Here is a 16006-nt window from a genome sequence, read left to right on the forward strand (position 1 = left end):
AATAGCACACGGCTTAAAGCGCGTTGAGATAGCATTACGATAACAAGCTAACAAATAAAAACGCCCCGACATTAATCTGACGGGGCGCTGCTTTTTACTCTTCGCTATCTACCAGTTCTTGATAACCGGCGGCATCAAGTAAGTCATCTAATTCGCTTTCATTATTTGCTTTAATGCGAAATAGCCAACCTTCTCCATAAGGTGCGCTGTTCACAAGTTCTGGAGAACCGTCTAACTCTTCATTTACTGCGATAATTTCACCCGATAATGGTGCGTAAATATCTGATGCAGCTTTTACTGATTCCGCTACCGCACAATCATCACCGATTGCAACTTCTCTACCCACTTCTGGTAGATCAACAAACACCATGTCACCTAATAATTCCTGTGCATGTTCAGTAATACCGATAGTGTATTCACCATTGCCTTCTGAACGGATCCACTCATGAGATTGTGCGTATTTTAATTCACTAGGTATTTGACTCATCGACCTTACTCTCCATTTAAAATAATTGTACCGTGTTATACCAATGCTTTACCTGAACGAACAAAACCAGGTTTTACCACTTCTACTGGCATCTCACGATTACGCATTAATACAATTGCGCTATCTTTTATACCTGCTGGAACTCTTGCTAATGCAATACTAAAGCCTAATGTAGGCGAAAAAGTACCACTTGTAATAATACCTTCTCTTAATTCACCTAAATCATCAGTAAAGTGTACGGCAGTACCTGCACGCAACACACCTTTCTCTCGCATTACAAGACCAACAAGTTTATCTGTGCCTGTTGCGCGTAATTTTTCTAATGCTTCTCGACCAATAAATTGACGATCTTCTGGCGCCCATGCAATCGTCCATCCCATATTGGCTTCAAGTGGATTAATAGTTTCATCCATCTCTTGGCTATAGAGGTTCATTCCAGCTTCTAGGCGTAATGTGTCTCTTGCACCTAATCCTGCAGGTTTAACTCCCACAGCTAATAATTTTTTCCAAAAATCGACGGCTTGCTCTTTTGGCATGGCGATTTCATAGCCAGCTTCACCGGTATAGCCGGTTGTGGCAATAAATAAGTCTCCAAGCTCTACACCATAGAAAGGCTTCATGGCAGAAACAACTTGGCGTTGCGCTTCGCTTAATAAGCTTTGTACTTTCTCTTGTGCATGAGGACCTTGAACAGCGATTAAAGCCAGATCGTCGCGAACAGTGATATCAACGACATAATCTGAAGCATGTTGTTCAATCCATGCCAAATCTTTCTCACGAGTAGCGGAGTTCACAACGAGGCGATAGAAAGAGTCATCAAAATAGTAGACGATAAGATCATCAATTACACCGCCTGATGCATTGAGCATACCAGTATAAAGCGCCTTACCTTTTTCGGTGAGTTTAGCGACATCATTCGCTAATAAATAACGCAGAAAATCTTTAACTTGTGAGCCATGTAAGTCAACAATGGTCATATGAGAAACATCAAACATACCTGCATCACGACGCACAATATGATGTTCATCTATTTGAGAGCCATAATGCAAAGGCATCATCCAACCATGAAAATCAACCATACGAGCACCGCAGGCTACATGCTCATCATACAACGGAGTCTGTTTTGCCATTTTTCCCTCTTTCTACTTTTACTTTAGATTATTCAGAGAACGCAATTTGTTAAATATAAAATTAAACTTGATTTGAAATCATAGTGTTAATCTCAAGCTTAAGTTTATTTTTAAACATGGATTTAACAAATAAGAGCAATTAACGTACAACGCAAACGATACCATCCCTTTGAACTTAGCATTGTGAGAAAAAATAAACCATAAGTTAAAATAGGGTATTGTGTCTCTTAATCATAATGTAGACATATGGGTATGCAGAACTAATGATTGCAATTATGCGTATCAGCGCTCATTTTTAGTGAGGAATTACTGAAAAAAAGGAATTAGTGCAAAGAATAGACTGAAAAAATAGATTTTTTTAGTTCTATTTCTTCAGTCAGGTATAAATAAAAGTAATGTGAAATAAGAGAGGAATTAGATTTTTTCAACTGAAGTGAGATTTTTATTACTTAACCATTCAGGTAAATCAGAAAGTCCCATTGCTTGCTCAAGTAACTTAGGTTTTACCCCCGGTAAACTATCTGCTAACGAAAGACCGATATCTCGCACCAGTTTTTTCACGGGGTTGTTGCCAGCAAAAAGTTCACGGAATCCTTGCATACTTGCCAACATCACAGCAGCGGCATGTTTTCGACGACGCTCAAACCGTCTCAAATAGAGATATTCACCAAAATCTTTACCTTCTGCTTTTAAGCGACGGATCTCACCAATTAACTCAGCAACATCCATAAAACCAAGGTTAACACCTTGCCCTGCTAAAGGGTGAATAGTATGCGCCGCATCGCCTAATAACGCTAAACGAGGAGCCGCAAACTGGCGAGCATAACGACCTGTTAATGGTATGGTCATACGATCACTTATTAATTCACATTGACCTAAACGCATATCAAAGGTCACACCGAGTGTGCGCTCAAATAGGTTTTTTTCTACGTTTTTATAACGTTCAGCGAGGTTGTTTGGTAAAGACCAAACAATAGAACAAGTATGAGGATCAGAAAGAGGCAGAAACGCCAAAATACCTTCGCCATGAAAGACTTGGCGCGCAACATTTTCATGAGGTTGTTCGGTACGAATAGTCGCAACGAAGGCATGATGTTCATAATCCCAAAAAGTCAGGGGAATATCTGCATGTTTGCGTAACCATGAATTAGCGCCGTCAGCTCCGACAACTAATCTGGCTGTCAACATTTCACCATCATCAAGGGTAATAAATGCATCATTTTCCCCCCACACCACGCGCTCAATTTGTGTGGATGAATAGAAGGTAATATCACTATGGCTTTCACATTTTTGCCAAAGTACTTCACGAATAAGGTTATTTTCGATAATAGAGCCTAAGTGACTAAATCCTTCTTTTTGTGCTGAAAACTCAATACGACCAAAGCTATCTTGATCCCAAACTTCCATACCTTGATAAGGTGCAGTTCGTAATGCTTGTAAATTTTCCCAAACACCTAATTTTTTCAGCAACATTTCACTGGCTGTATTAATAGCAGATACCCGTAATGAAAAATCATCTTGTGGGTGAAAAAGCTTCGTTACCGGGTGATTTTCTATTATCGCTATACGTAATCCACACCCGTGTAAACCGCTGGCTAATGCAAGCCCTACCATTCCACCACCAGCAATAACAACATCAAATGATTTCATAATAAAAGTATCCTAAAAAGCGACTATATTTAATTCGAATGAAAATTGACCATCAAAGATCAACACGCTCTAGTCTGTCCAGCCAAGTGTTTGATGTGCCAATTTATCTCTCATCATTGGGAGCAATTCCATCGTCATTAACCCTAAGTTGCGAGAAACAATCAGTGGCACACAACGATTTGCAAACACTTTCACCAACCCATCAGTAATAGAGATTGTTTTTTCTCTATCTTGTTGGCGAAGTTGTTGATATTGAGAGAGCACTCGATAACTACCAATATCAATATTGGCATTAATCGCTTGGGTGATCGTATTGGCGAGAGCCATAACATCACGTAAACCAAGGTTAAAACCTTGTCCTGCAATAGGATGAAGTGTTTGCGAAGCATTTCCAACTAACGCTAAACGATGACCAATAATTTGATTGGCTTTTTGTAGCGCTAAAGGGTAGCAATTTCGCTTGCCAATATGCTCTATCTTCCCTAAACGCCAGCCAAAATCACGTTGTAAATGTGCGATAGTTGTTTCATCATCCCACTGTGAAACTTCATCTAATTTTTCAATGGGATGACACCACACCAATGAACTCCGCCCTTCACTCATTGGTAACATGGCTAAGGGGCCAAACTCCGTAAAACGTTCAAAAGCTTTGCCTTGGGGATCGATTTGCGTTTTGACATTAGCGATCACAGCCACTTGATGATAAGGCTCTCGGTGCCATTGGATCTGGCACTGGTGACCAATAGGTGAGTGTGTACCATCAGCAGCAATCAGTAAATTACCCGATAATTGCGTACCATCATCAAGTGTTACCTCAACAGAATCGATATTACGTTGAACATGTTCAACTTTGGCGGGGCAATAAAGCGTGATATTAGATTGTTTTTTTAACTTAGCAAAAAGCTGACGCCCTGCATCATGCAATTCAATAACATAACCCAGTGCTGAGATATCATAGTCTTGCGCATAAATATTAACAAAACCACAATGACCTTTATCAGAAACATGAACATGATTAATGGGAGTGACAAAAGGTTTTAATGTTGACCAAAGCCCGATTTGCTCTAACCGTTTTGCTGTTCCATGTGCTAATGCGATCGCTCTTGCATCAAACCCAGGGTGCCCATTGTCAGGCTCTCTTGCTTCAATTAACGAAATTGAAATCTTACCTTTATTTAATGCAGAGAGTGCAAGTGCTAATGTCGCACCTGCCATTCCACCACCCACAATAATCACATTCATGCTGATTTTAGCCTTAAATTTTTCCTGCCATCAGAGCTTCAATTTCATCAGGATCTTTAACGACAGATGCCGTTAAATTCTCATTGCCTGTTTCCGTGATAACAATGTCATCTTCAATACGAATACCAATACCACGATACTCTTGTGGCACATCGGCATCTGGCGCAATGTAAAGTCCCGGCTCAATGGTTAGTACCATACCCGGTTCTAAAATGCGGTCACGATCTGTGCCATAATGTCCAACATCATGAACATCAAGACCCAGCCAGTGGCTTAAGCTATGCATAAAGAAACGCTGATAGGCTTTTGTCTCAATAAGATGCTCGATTTCACCGTGCATAATGCCCAGTTTAACCAGTCCTTCGACCATGATATACACGACATGCTCAGTGACTTCTTTGATACTTGTACCAGGTTTGTACAATTCCAAAGAAACATTGATAGATTTTAAAACTATGTCATAAATTTCACGTTGTTGACGGCTAAATTTACCATTAACAGGGAAAGTACGGGTGATATCACCGGCATAACCTTCATATTCACAGCCTGCATCAATAAGAACTAAATCCCCATCACGCATTTTGGTTTCATTTTCGGTGTAGTGCAGAATACAACCATTTTCACCACTACCGACAATACTGTTATAAGAAGGGTAACGCGCACCATGAGAGACAAACTCATGTTCAATCTCACCTTGAAGTTGATATTCATACATACCCGGCTGGCATTTTTGCATCGCACGCGTATGTGCTAATGCGGTAATTTTTCCAGCTTTACGCAGTAATTCAAGTTCAAAATCAGATTTAAATAGGCGTTGTTCATGAACAATTGGACGCCAATCGATGATAGTTTGTGGCGCTTTTAAGTTACGACGAGAGCCTTTTCTTAAGGTTTCTAATGCAGCAAAAACTATCTCATCAGCAAACGCATATTCACCTTGAGCATGATAAACAACATCTAACCCGTTTAATAATTGATAAAGTTGCTCACCAACATCTTCATAAGGTAGCGCCTTATCAACACCTAATTTTTCAGGTGCAGCTTCTTGTCCGAGGCGGCGACCAAACCAAATTTCAGCGGTTAGATCTCTAACACGATTAAAAAGCACACTATGATTATGTGTTTCATCACTTTTAATCAGCACAAGAATAGCTTCAGGCTCGCTGAAACCGGTTAGATAAAGGAAATCACTATGTTGGCGATAAGGATACTCACTATCGGCATTACGTTGCGCTGGTGGTGCGGCGAAAAAGATAGCTGCACTCGCAGGCTTCATTTGAGCTAATAATGCCTGACGACGGGATAAAAATTCTTGCTTATTCATACCCACTCCTGTCTTTCATTTATCTTTATGGTTATCTAATTAATGATGCTATTAATAATGAAATTAATGTAGTACACGTTGCTCATTTTGTTCGTCATTTCCTTTGTCTTTTGGTGCGACAAAAGTGATATAACAAAGTTGAACGGATACTTTTACATATTCACTGACTTCTTCAAGAGCATCTTCAAGTTCTTCTTGATTTTCGTCTTCTTCATAACCTAGCGCACCAATATTACGCAAATCAGTAATCACTTCGGTCAATTCTTTATGATCAGACAACTTAGGTTGAGCGACACCCAGACCTAAAAGAAAATGATTAACCCAACCTGCAAGGGCATCGGCTCTTAGAAAAACAGATTCAGATTCGTCAGGCACTAACATAGAGAAGTTGAACACACTGTCATCGAGCTGTTCATGGGTGATGTGATAAAGCTCTTCAAGTGGCTCTGATAGCGTTTTAGGAAAAGCTAAACCTTCATTAGTCAGATCGTGTAATAAGGTTTTCCAACTGCTGTCACGCACTGCACCGCAAATAAATCCTGTAATCAAACCATGCATTTCAGCCGCGGTTAAAGGTACTGTATGTTGCTGTAATAATGCATCAATAGTTTGATAATTTGGTAATGTGTTCTGTTTTGACATAAGAATAAACGTCGCATTTAGGGGAATAGTTCAAGATATGCTACCATCAATAGAAGTCGCTGTACCAGTTAAGCCATGTTAATCATTGGAATTTTTGCAGTAATAGCGTTTAATACAGCGTTATAACCGTATACACTACTAAACACGTAGCACAGATTTTATGTCAGGAAGGAATCATGTCCGCACAACCCGTTGATCTTCAAATTTTTGGGCGCTCATTACGTGTCAATTGCCCACCAGAACAAAGAGATGCTTTACTGGCTTCTGCTGCTGAACTGGAACAACGATTACAAGATCTCAAAGAACGCAGTGGTGTTTCCAATACAGAGCACTTAATTTTTATCGTGGCATTAAATATGAGTCATGAGTTGGCAGAAGAAAAGTTAAAAACCAGAGACTATGCCTACAACATGGAAGAGAAAATAAAAATGCTACAACAATCTATTGAACAAGCTTTACACGATCAAGGCAAGCACCATGATCGCACTTTTTCAACTGCGAAGTAGATTTGTTCAGAAAGCACGCGTACACCACGAAATTCACAGATAATAGGTTGCTTTCTACAATTAAAATAATACAATAGTTCACAGATAAGGTGCTTAACGCACCCACCAAATTTCTCTGAGATGTTTGCCAGCGGGCCAGTCCCCTGAGCCGATATTCGAAACACATAGAACGTGGTGATCTGTTGCTTGTGAGCATACCCGATTCGTTCAGGCAGCCTAATGGCAACAACACTATGTTCACCTTGGACCATGGGTTCAAGGGTTACAGCTTGCGGCGGCATCTTGGAGATCCCTACTAAAGTTCTAAATATTAAGTATTTTATAGTTACTTAATATTTAGAACTTTTTTTATGCCTCTATTCTCATATCTTCAACCTCTTCGCGTTCTTACCTCTAAAGTGTGATAAATTGATTGAAATGATGGTTTCTACTTAATGCCAACCACTTATTGATGGATTTATGAATGACGCATACTTCACTTTTTCAGCAAAGAGATGAAATCCGCAAAGCTATTCGCCAAAAACGACGTTTACTTACATTAGCCGAGCAACAACAGGCAGCTGATAAATTATGTAAGCAAGTTCTTACTCACCCAAAAATCGAACAAGCACAGACGATTGCACTGTTTCTTTCTTTTGATGGTGAAATAGATACATCACCGTTGATCTCCCAACTATGGACATTAAATAAACAGGTTTGCTTACCTGTATTGCATCCCTTTCATCGCCATCACCTCCTTTTTTTACGCTATACACCTTCTACGGTGTTAGTAAAAAATCGCTTTAATATTTCGGAACCTCCTTTAAATGTGAACATGGTTATTCCTATCTCTAATATTGATATTATTTTTACACCGTTAGTGGCTTTTGATGAACAAGGTCAACGATTAGGTATGGGGGGTGGTTTTTACGATAGAACGCTAGAAAACTGGCAACAAAAATCATTTTATCCAATGGGATTAGCACATACTTGCCAACAAGTTGCTCACCTTCCTATTGCAAATTGGGATGTGCCATTACCTGAAATTATTACACCAGAAAAGATCTGGCATTTTTAGTTTTATATTAGTACTAGATTAAGATTAGTGATTATCATCTGTGTTTTTTTATATTTTTGATAAAAAAAATAATATTAAATACCTTTTTATATTTTTCAGCTATACAAAAGGTATTTTATTGTCATGGATAATAAAACAGAAAGTCACCTAATAAAAAGCATTAGTATTATTATCAATCTAACTAAAAAGAGAGAAATAGAAATAAAAAAAGACTCTACTATAAACTCATTAGAAAATGAATATCAATTTAAACTAAAAAAAACAAAGAAATCACTTATTTTAAAAAAAACAGAACATCAAATTATTTTTTTAGATAATAAAAACAACACATTTATATTATTAAAAAAAAATGAAAACACATATCTGATTTATAATCTGCAAAAAGATAAAACAGAAAACCTAAGTCAAAACCAATTCAATTCATTAAACATTGCACAATGTTATTACCTTTGCTTTAAAGAAAATCCATTTTTTAGTCTCTCATGGTTTTTTACAGTAATAAAGAAATACAAACTTATCTTTATAAACATTCTTTTTTACTCACTCATTCTTCAACTATTAATGCTTACATCGCCTTTTATAATACAAATTATTATGGATAAAGTAATTATCCATCAGGCTCTATCAACACTAGATGTTTTAATTATTGGTTTAATTTTTATTGCTGTTCTAGAAGGGACACTAAAAGGAATTCGAGAATATATTTATCAACACACAGCAAATAAAATTGATATAACGTTAAGTCTAAAACTCGCTCAACACTTGTTTAGACTTCCTATCGGCTATTTTAAATCACGTCAAACCGGTGCCATTGTGGCTCGAATAAAAGAATTAGATATTATACGAGAATTTATAACAAAAACGCTCTTACTGTTATTTGTTGATTCTTTTTTTATTTTTTTATTTATATTCGCAATGGCATTATTATCGTTAAAGCTAACATTAATATTTATTTCGACAATTCCTCTTTATCTTATTTTAGCTAAATTACTTGCCCCAAAAATAGAATTTGCAGTTCAACATCTTTATCAAAAAGTCGCAGTCAATACAGCCTTTCTTACTGAAAGCTTAGGTGGCATTGAGACTATTAAAAGCCTTTCTCTGGAGCCAAGATTTACACAACAATGGTATACACAAATCCATAAACTAACCGGTGAAAACGAAAAGCTTCAAAATATTGATAATTTATCTCGCTTTATTGTGTCATTTATAAATAAAACAACAGTTGCACTACTTCTATGGATAGGAGCTTGTGAAGTTATTTCGCTGTCAATGACAATAGGTCAGCTTATTGCTTTTACGATGCTACTTGGCTATTGCTTACAACCTTTAGCCACAGCTATTGATGTTTGGGGAAAATATATCAAAACAAAAACAGCAATCTATAACTTACAAGATATACTTAACCTTCCTAAAGAACAGAATAATTCAATATTAGAAACAAATATTAAAGGGGAAATTACTTTTAATAATGTCAGTTTTTATTACCAAAATAATATACCCGCTATTTTAAATAATATTTCATTACATATAAAAAGACATGAAATTATTGGTGTTGTTGGCACATCAGGATCAGGAAAAAGCACGTTAGCACGCATGATTTCAGGTCTTTATATTCCACAATCAGGTCATGTTGCACTTGATAATATTCCGCTTTCACAACTTAACTTAAATAGAGTACGCCAACAAATAGGCATCATTCTACAACAAAATTTTTTATTTCATCTAAGTGTATTTGATAATATCCGACTCACTCAACAAAACGCCTCTTTAGAAGACGTTATTTACGTTGCAAAACTAACGGGCGCTCATGAATTTATTTTAAAACTGCCATTAGGTTACGACACTATTATTGCAGAAGGAGGACAATCTTTATCAGGAGGACAACGCCAACGTATTGCGATTGCAAGAGCCTTATTATCTTCGCCTAAAATTTTAATCTTTGATGAAGCCACCAGCGCATTAGATGATGAATCTCAGGCCATTATCCAAGAACACCTTCCTCTTATTGCAAAAGAGAAAACCATTATCATTATTGCTCATCGTCTTTCAACGGTGAGAACTTGTCATCGTATTATTGTGTTGGAAAAAGGCAACCTTATTGAAGAAGGATCACATAAGGAATTAATTGCAAAAAATAGCCACTACAAAAAACTTTGGCAACGCCAACAAGGATGTTGAGTATGAACCTAAATATAAAATCTGCACTCTCTAACGTATTTCAACGTAAAAAAAAGAATATTAATTATGATTTCTACCCTAATCATATTGCACTTATTGAAAAACCTTTAACTCCTTATAGTCGTTATATTGCGTCAATTATTTCCTTCAGCGTTATCGCTTTTATTATGTGGGCTTCTTTAGGTAAATTAAATGTGCAATCATCTGCAACAGGTAAACTTATTGTTGCAGGGCATTCTCAAGTTATTCAAATTTATGAGCATAGTCGCCTTGCTGTCCTTCATGTAAAAGAGGGACAAAAAGTCAATCAAGGTGATGCATTGTTAACACTCGATATATTGGGCGTTGATGAAGAAGTTAAAGGGTTACAGAAAAAAATAGATAGCCTGCTGTTACTTAAACTTCGTTACCAAGCATTAAGCCAAGAAGCATCGCCACAAAAACTTTATCATTTTAATAAATTAGATGAAAAAACAAAAAAATCTATTCTTATTAGTTACCAAAAAGAAAAAGATGAATTTGAAAGTAACATAAATTTAATTGATACCGAAATCGAGATTAATAATAAAAACCAAACCCTGATCCATAATGAGTTACTATCATTAAATACGTTGAAAGAAAATATTAACCAACGTTTTCTTCTTAAGAAAAAGCTTTTTATAAAAAAAATAATTAGCCAAATGGAATATTTAGAAAATGAAAAAGAGTTATTAGAAATAAATCGAGTCATTACAATTAAAAATGCCGAATATCAACTTATTAAGAGTCAAGAGAAAAAATTAAATGAAAATTTAGATACATTAGAAAAACAGAAAAAATTAGAATGGCATGATAAATATAAACAGTATGAAAGTGAGCTATTAATTTATAGCCAAAATCTTAATCATGCTCAAAAACGACAACAGTTAAAAATTGTCCGCGCCCCCGTTACAGGTACTGTACAACAAATTACAAATTACACACTTGGTAGTAGCTTACAACCATCACAACAGATGATGACGATAATCCCTGATAATCAGCACAATATAGCAGAAGTTAATATTCTTAATAAAGATATTGGTTTTATACATGTAGGGCAAAAAGCAATGATAAAAATAGATGCTTTTCCTTACACTCGTTATGGCACCTTAGAAGGAAATATAACCAATATCGCCAAAGATTCCATTCAACATGAGCAGCTAGGTTTAGTTTATCCCGCAACAATTGAACTAAATACGCAGATGATAGAAAGCAATAATCAACAATATAGCCTTGCTCCTGGGATGTCTTTAGTCGCTGAAATTATTATCGATAAACGTCGTGTTATTGACTATTTCTTAAGCCCAATAGAAGTTTACCGTCACAACGCACTAACAGAAAAATAATAAGGTGCTTAATATCATGAATAATATTAATTTAGAAAAAGAATATCACTCATCAATTATTGATGGATTAATTTGTTGCTCAAAAACACAAAATGGAAAGATAAAAAGAGAGCAAGTTATTCATTTTCTGGGTAAAGAAAAGCATCTTAACAAGTGGGACATTCTTGAAGCTATTCAACTTTTGGAATTAAAAGGTGATTTTTGCTTACTCGATTATAATGAGGATCTTATTATCGATACGCTTATCGAAATAAATAATCATTGGTATATTTTAAAAAAAATACAGGAAACAAAATTAATTATTATAAATCCTATAAATGATATAGAAATTGAACATATTATTGATAAAGATAAAAAATTAAATATATTAAAACTTATTGCTAAAGAGCCATCTTCATCATCGTCAAAATTTAATCTAAACTGGTTTATTCCTTCTATCCTAAAACAGAAAAAATCATTACTCCTATTTTTTATTTTATCTTGTTGTATTCAACTCTTTGCTCTAGTGAATCCCATTATTTTTGAAAAATTTATCGATACTGTTTTAACGGGGAGAAATTTATCTAATTTACATCTATTTGGTTGTCTATTCGTTTTAATTGCCATCACGGAACCTATATATCTTTTTTTGCGTGATAAGTTATATGTTTTTGTCTCTTGTCAATTAAGTGCTGAGTTTTCAGGAAAGGCATATCAACATCTCATCCGCTTGCCGAGTCATTTTTTTACTCAACGCCCATCTGGGCAGATTATTGCTCGTATACAAGAGCTTTCACATATCAGGCAATTTATTACTGGTTCAGCATTGATGATGGTGCTTGATCTTATTTTTATTGCTGTGTTTATCTTTGTGATGTTTATTTATTCATCAACCTTAACGTGGATAACATTAAGCTCTTTAGTTCTTTATTTTATATTTTGGCTTATCCTTGGACCTATTATTCGTTATTGGGTAAAGCAAGAATATCAAACCAACGCAGATAATATTAGTTTACTGACAGAAGCGATAAATGGCATAGAAACGATTAAAGTGACGGCAACAGAAAATCATTTTGTAGAAAAGTGGCAATACAAACTGACCGATCATATTAATAAGCGTTTTTCTGGTGCTAAAAAAGCGTTATTCGCTCAGCAATTTATTTTTATTATTCATAAGATCACTACCGCAATTATTTTATGGCAAGGCGTTAATTTCATTATTAATGTACAAATGACCGTAGGTGAACTTATCGCGTTTAATTTATTTGCCGCCCATATTACACAGCCTATTTTACGTTTAGCGCAATGTTGGCAAGATTTTCAACAAACATCCATTTCTTTGCGTCGTATTGGTGATATTTTAAATAATCCCACAGAACATCAATACCAAGGGTTAGCTACCGTTCCTAAAATAACAGGGAGCATTACTTTTTCAAATGTCTACTTTCGTTATACAGACAAGACACCTGATGTTATTGAGTCTCTTTCTTTATCTATTCCAGCAGGGAAATTTATTGGTATTACAGGGCGTTCTGGCTCTGGGAAAAGTACACTCACTCGCTTAATTCAACGCTTTTATACGCCCCAGCAAGGAAAAATTTATATTGATGGCATGGATTTAGCTATCGCTGATCCTTTATCTCTACGCCAAAGCATGAGTATCGTTTTACAAGAGAGCTTTTTATTTAGTGGTTCAATTCTTGAAAACATTCGTTTATCAAAACCGAATGCCAGTGAAGAAGAAATAACAGAAGCTGCTCAACTTGCAGGAGCTTTAGACTTTATTGAGCAACTTCCTTTAGGCTTTAATACTCAAGTTGGAGAAAGAGGTCACAATTTATCAGGAGGGCAACGTCAACGTATCGCACTTGCTAGAGCTTTATTAACAGATCCTCGTATTCTTATTTTAGATGAAGCAACATCAGCATTAGATTATGGATCAGAGGCACAAATTTTAGCTAACTTGCCTCAGATTTGTAAAAACAGAACCGTCATCAGTATTGCACATCGTCTAAATACATTAGCGCATTCAGATTATATCTATGTAATAGATAAAGGACGAGTACTAGAAGAAGGTACACACGCTCATTTAATAGAAAATCAAGCGCTCTATTACCAATTATGGCAGCAACAAATTCAATAAATAAAAATTAAAAGATACAAAAAAGGCTCGATATTTCGAGCCTTCAATAGATCACAGATAACTTATCAATAATTAGTAAAGCATACGAGCACGGATAGTTCCCGGTAATGCTTTGATTTTTTGTAACACTAATTCAGCTTGAGCTTTTGTTTGTGTTGTAATATCAATTACAACATAACCTACGTTACCTGATGTACGTAAATACTGTGCGGCTACGTTGATATTTTCTTCAGTAAACACTTTATTGATGCTATTCATCATACCTGGGCGGTTTTCATGAATATGCAGTAAACGGTTTACATCATCACCATGGCTTGGCAGTGATACTTCTGGAAAGTTAACAGCAGATAATGTAGAGCCGTTATCTGAATATTTCGCTAATTTACCCGCAACTTCATAACCAATGTTTTCTTGTGCTTCTTGGGTAGAGCCACCGATATGTGGTGTTAATATCACATTATCAAATTTGATAAGTTCAGATACAAACGGATCGTTAGGATCGTTATTTGCGCCCGGCTCTGATGGGAATACGTCAACCGCAGCACCAGATAAATGTTTTGATTCTAATGCTTGAGATAACGCAGGAATATCAACCACAGTGCCACGAGAAGCATTGATAAGAATGGAGCCGGGTTTCATGCGCTGAATTTCTTCATGCCCAATCATATTCTTGGTTGATGGTGTTTCTGGCACATGTAAGCTGACAATGTCACACATATTCAATAGCTCAGAGAGATGACGAATTTGTGTTGCATTACCTAATGGTAGTTTATTTTCAATATCATAAAAATAAACATCTAAACCAACGCTTTCTGCCAAAATACCTAACTGAGTACCAATGTGACCATAACCAATAATACCCAGTTTTTTACCTCGTGCTTCAAAACAGCCTTTGGCTTGTTTATCCCAAATTCCACGATGCGCCTTCGCATTTGCTTCAGGGATACGACGTAGTAATAACAGTAATTCGCCAAGTACCATCTCAGCCACGGAACGAGTGTTTGAGAACGGGGCGTTAAAAACGGGAATACCGCGGCGAGCAGCAGCATCTAAATCAACCTGATTAGTACCGATACAGAAACATCCCACAGCAACCAGTTTTTCAGCCGCTGCAAAAATGTCTTCTGTTAAGTGAGTGCGGGAACGAAGACCAACAAAACGTGCATCGCGGATAGCTTCTTTTAATTCTTCTTCCGATAATGCGCCTTTGTGATATTCAATATTGGTATAACCCGCAGCTCTTAAATTTTCTACTGCACTTTGGTGCACACCTTCAAGGAGTAGAAACTTTATTTTTTCTTTTTCCAAAGATACTTTGACCATTTACCCTGCCCTATCGTTATTACATTTAATGAAAAACAAAATCCTGTCTCATCAACATAACAAAAATAGATTTTGTGGCAATACAACCGATTGCAGTGATGACAGAATAAGCGGTAAATAAAGTGATTTTCTACCGAGTAAAATGATTTTGACTTTGAAAATGGCAGGATTTTAAAGAGAGATATAACTGTCGTGTGATATATATCACTGAATTTACAGTTTCTAAAATAATTTAAAAAATAGGTAGCCATCGCTACCTATCTTAAAAAGAATTATTTAATGGTTTTCACACCTTCAGCGGTGCCCATTAAAACAACATTTGCGCCACGATTAGCAAATAATCCTACGGTTACAACCCCCGGAATACTGTTAATTTTGTTTTCCAGTTCAATAGGATTAAGGATAGTTAAGTTATGAACGTCTAAAATAACGTTACCGTTATCTGTTACCACGTTTTCACGATATTCAGGTAAACCACCTAACTTAACGAGTTCACGCGCAACATAAGAGCGCGCCATTGGGATCACTTCTACGGGGAGTGGGAATTTACCTAACACATCGACTTGTTTAGATTCATCAACGATGCAGATAAATGTTTTCGCTACACCTGCAATGATTTTTTCACGCGTCAATGCAGCACCACCACCTTTGATCATCTGCATTTGATGGTTAATTTCATCTGCACCATCAACATAGATATCTAAAGAATCGACTTCATTACAGTCGAAAACAGGGATGCCATAACTTTTTAATTTTGCAGTTGATGCTTCTGAACTTGAAACTGTGCCTTCGATTTGACCTTTCATTGTTGCTAATGCATCAATAAAGTGAGAAGCCGTAGAACCAGTACCGACACCCACAATCATGCCTGGTTTTACATATTCAAGCGCTGCCCAACCTACTGCTTTTTTCAATTCATCCTGAGTCATTTGAAAAACCTTATTTATCACGTTAATGGACTAAGAATAGCATATTGCA

Annotated in this window: 13 protein-coding genes and 1 other RNA gene; 6 read left to right on the plus strand and 8 right to left on the minus strand. The window is 36.3% G+C overall.

The window, feature by feature from the left end:
- Positions 1–94: 94 nt before the first annotated feature.
- From gcvH to QQS39_RS13645, 6 genes are all read right to left on the minus strand, one after another.
- On the minus strand, positions 95–487 hold the full coding sequence (gene gcvH, locus QQS39_RS13620; RefSeq protein ID WP_151435712.1) for a glycine cleavage system protein GcvH: 393 nt from the start codon (positions 485–487) through the stop codon (positions 95–97).
- Between the two features lie 35 nt (positions 488–522).
- Positions 523–1617: a glycine cleavage system aminomethyltransferase GcvT gene (gene gcvT, locus QQS39_RS13625; protein ID WP_100159083.1), complete on the minus strand. Its 1095-nt coding sequence runs from the start codon at positions 1615–1617 to the stop codon at positions 523–525.
- A 414-nt stretch (positions 1618–2031) separates the two neighbouring features.
- Positions 2032–3267, minus strand: a complete 1236-nt coding sequence (ubiI, locus tag QQS39_RS13630) for an FAD-dependent 2-octaprenylphenol hydroxylase (RefSeq protein WP_285804716.1) — start codon at positions 3265–3267, stop codon at positions 2032–2034.
- Between the two features lie 69 nt (positions 3268–3336).
- Positions 3337–4509, minus strand: a complete 1173-nt coding sequence (ubiH, locus tag QQS39_RS13635) for a 2-octaprenyl-6-methoxyphenyl hydroxylase (RefSeq protein WP_285804717.1) — start codon at positions 4507–4509, stop codon at positions 3337–3339.
- 13 nt (positions 4510–4522) lie between these two features.
- On the minus strand, positions 4523–5833 hold the full coding sequence (pepP, locus tag QQS39_RS13640; RefSeq protein ID WP_285804718.1) for a Xaa-Pro aminopeptidase: 1311 nt from the start codon (positions 5831–5833) through the stop codon (positions 4523–4525).
- Positions 5834–5896: 63 nt separating this feature from the next.
- Entirely contained in the window at positions 5897–6475 is a 579-nt protein-coding gene (locus QQS39_RS13645) for a YecA/YgfB family protein (protein WP_151435716.1), read from the minus strand.
- A gap of 176 nt (positions 6476–6651) precedes the next feature.
- Between QQS39_RS13645 and zapA the strand changes: the two genes are divergently transcribed.
- From zapA to QQS39_RS13675, 6 genes are all read left to right on the plus strand, one after another.
- Complete coding sequence (zapA, locus tag QQS39_RS13650; protein ID WP_023581530.1) at positions 6652–6981, plus strand: cell division protein ZapA; 330 nt, start codon at positions 6652–6654, stop codon at positions 6979–6981.
- 109 nt (positions 6982–7090) lie between these two features.
- Positions 7091–7274: non-coding RNA, 6S RNA (gene ssrS, locus QQS39_RS13655), on the plus strand.
- Positions 7275–7444: 170 nt separating this feature from the next.
- Entirely contained in the window at positions 7445–8038 is a 594-nt protein-coding gene (locus tag QQS39_RS13660) for a 5-formyltetrahydrofolate cyclo-ligase (RefSeq protein WP_285804719.1), read from the plus strand.
- A 123-nt stretch (positions 8039–8161) separates the two neighbouring features.
- Positions 8162–10219: a peptidase domain-containing ABC transporter gene (locus QQS39_RS13665; RefSeq protein ID WP_285804720.1), complete on the plus strand. Its 2058-nt coding sequence runs from the start codon at positions 8162–8164 to the stop codon at positions 10217–10219.
- 2 nt (positions 10220–10221) lie between these two features.
- Positions 10222–11583 (plus strand): HlyD family type I secretion periplasmic adaptor subunit, encoded by a 1362-nt coding sequence (locus QQS39_RS13670; RefSeq protein WP_285804721.1) that lies wholly within the window; start codon positions 10222–10224, stop codon positions 11581–11583.
- A 16-nt stretch (positions 11584–11599) separates the two neighbouring features.
- A complete protein-coding gene (locus QQS39_RS13675; RefSeq protein ID WP_285804722.1) occupies positions 11600–13705 on the plus strand; it encodes a type I secretion system permease/ATPase in 2106 nt (701 codons plus the stop codon).
- A gap of 72 nt (positions 13706–13777) precedes the next feature.
- Here QQS39_RS13675 and serA read toward each other — a convergent pair whose 3' ends face one another.
- Together serA and rpiA are read right to left on the minus strand one after the other, a co-directional pair.
- Positions 13778–15028 carry a phosphoglycerate dehydrogenase gene (serA, locus tag QQS39_RS13680; protein ID WP_196570291.1) on the minus strand — a complete coding sequence of 417 codons (1251 nt, stop codon included), beginning with the start codon at positions 15026–15028 and terminating at the stop codon, positions 13778–13780.
- 272 nt (positions 15029–15300) lie between these two features.
- Positions 15301–15957 (minus strand): ribose-5-phosphate isomerase RpiA, encoded by a 657-nt coding sequence (gene rpiA / locus QQS39_RS13685; protein ID WP_151435722.1) that lies wholly within the window; start codon positions 15955–15957, stop codon positions 15301–15303.
- Positions 15958–16006: the final 49 nt, after the last annotated feature.

Source organism: Proteus appendicitidis (assembly GCF_030271835.1).
In the GTDB taxonomy this organism is placed as follows: domain Bacteria; phylum Pseudomonadota; class Gammaproteobacteria; order Enterobacterales; family Enterobacteriaceae; genus Proteus; species Proteus appendicitidis.

Excerpts from the sequence above, each read along its gene's own strand:
- QQS39_RS13665 (WP_285804720.1), top strand. The coding sequence starts at position 8,162 with ATGGATAATAAAACAGAAAGTCACCTAATAAAAAGCATTAGTATTATT.
- gcvT (WP_100159083.1), bottom strand. The coding sequence starts at position 1,617 with ATGGCAAAACAGACTCCGTTGTATGATGAGCATGTAGCCTGCGGTGCT.
- serA (WP_196570291.1), bottom strand. The coding sequence starts at position 15,028 with ATGGTCAAAGTATCTTTGGAAAAAGAAAAAATAAAGTTTCTACTCCTT.
- gcvH (WP_151435712.1), bottom strand. The coding sequence starts at position 487 with ATGAGTCAAATACCTAGTGAATTAAAATACGCACAATCTCATGAGTGG.
- ubiI (WP_285804716.1), bottom strand. The coding sequence starts at position 3,267 with ATGAAATCATTTGATGTTGTTATTGCTGGTGGTGGAATGGTAGGGCTT.
- rpiA (WP_151435722.1), bottom strand. The coding sequence starts at position 15,957 with ATGACTCAGGATGAATTGAAAAAAGCAGTAGGTTGGGCAGCGCTTGAA.
- QQS39_RS13645 (WP_151435716.1), bottom strand. The coding sequence starts at position 6,475 with ATGTCAAAACAGAACACATTACCAAATTATCAAACTATTGATGCATTA.
- QQS39_RS13660 (WP_285804719.1), top strand. The coding sequence starts at position 7,445 with ATGACGCATACTTCACTTTTTCAGCAAAGAGATGAAATCCGCAAAGCT.
- ubiH (WP_285804717.1), bottom strand. The coding sequence starts at position 4,509 with ATGAATGTGATTATTGTGGGTGGTGGAATGGCAGGTGCGACATTAGCA.
- zapA (WP_023581530.1), top strand. The coding sequence starts at position 6,652 with ATGTCCGCACAACCCGTTGATCTTCAAATTTTTGGGCGCTCATTACGT.
- QQS39_RS13675 (WP_285804722.1), top strand. The coding sequence starts at position 11,600 with ATGAATAATATTAATTTAGAAAAAGAATATCACTCATCAATTATTGAT.
- QQS39_RS13670 (WP_285804721.1), top strand. The coding sequence starts at position 10,222 with ATGAACCTAAATATAAAATCTGCACTCTCTAACGTATTTCAACGTAAA.
- pepP (WP_285804718.1), bottom strand. The coding sequence starts at position 5,833 with ATGAATAAGCAAGAATTTTTATCCCGTCGTCAGGCATTATTAGCTCAA.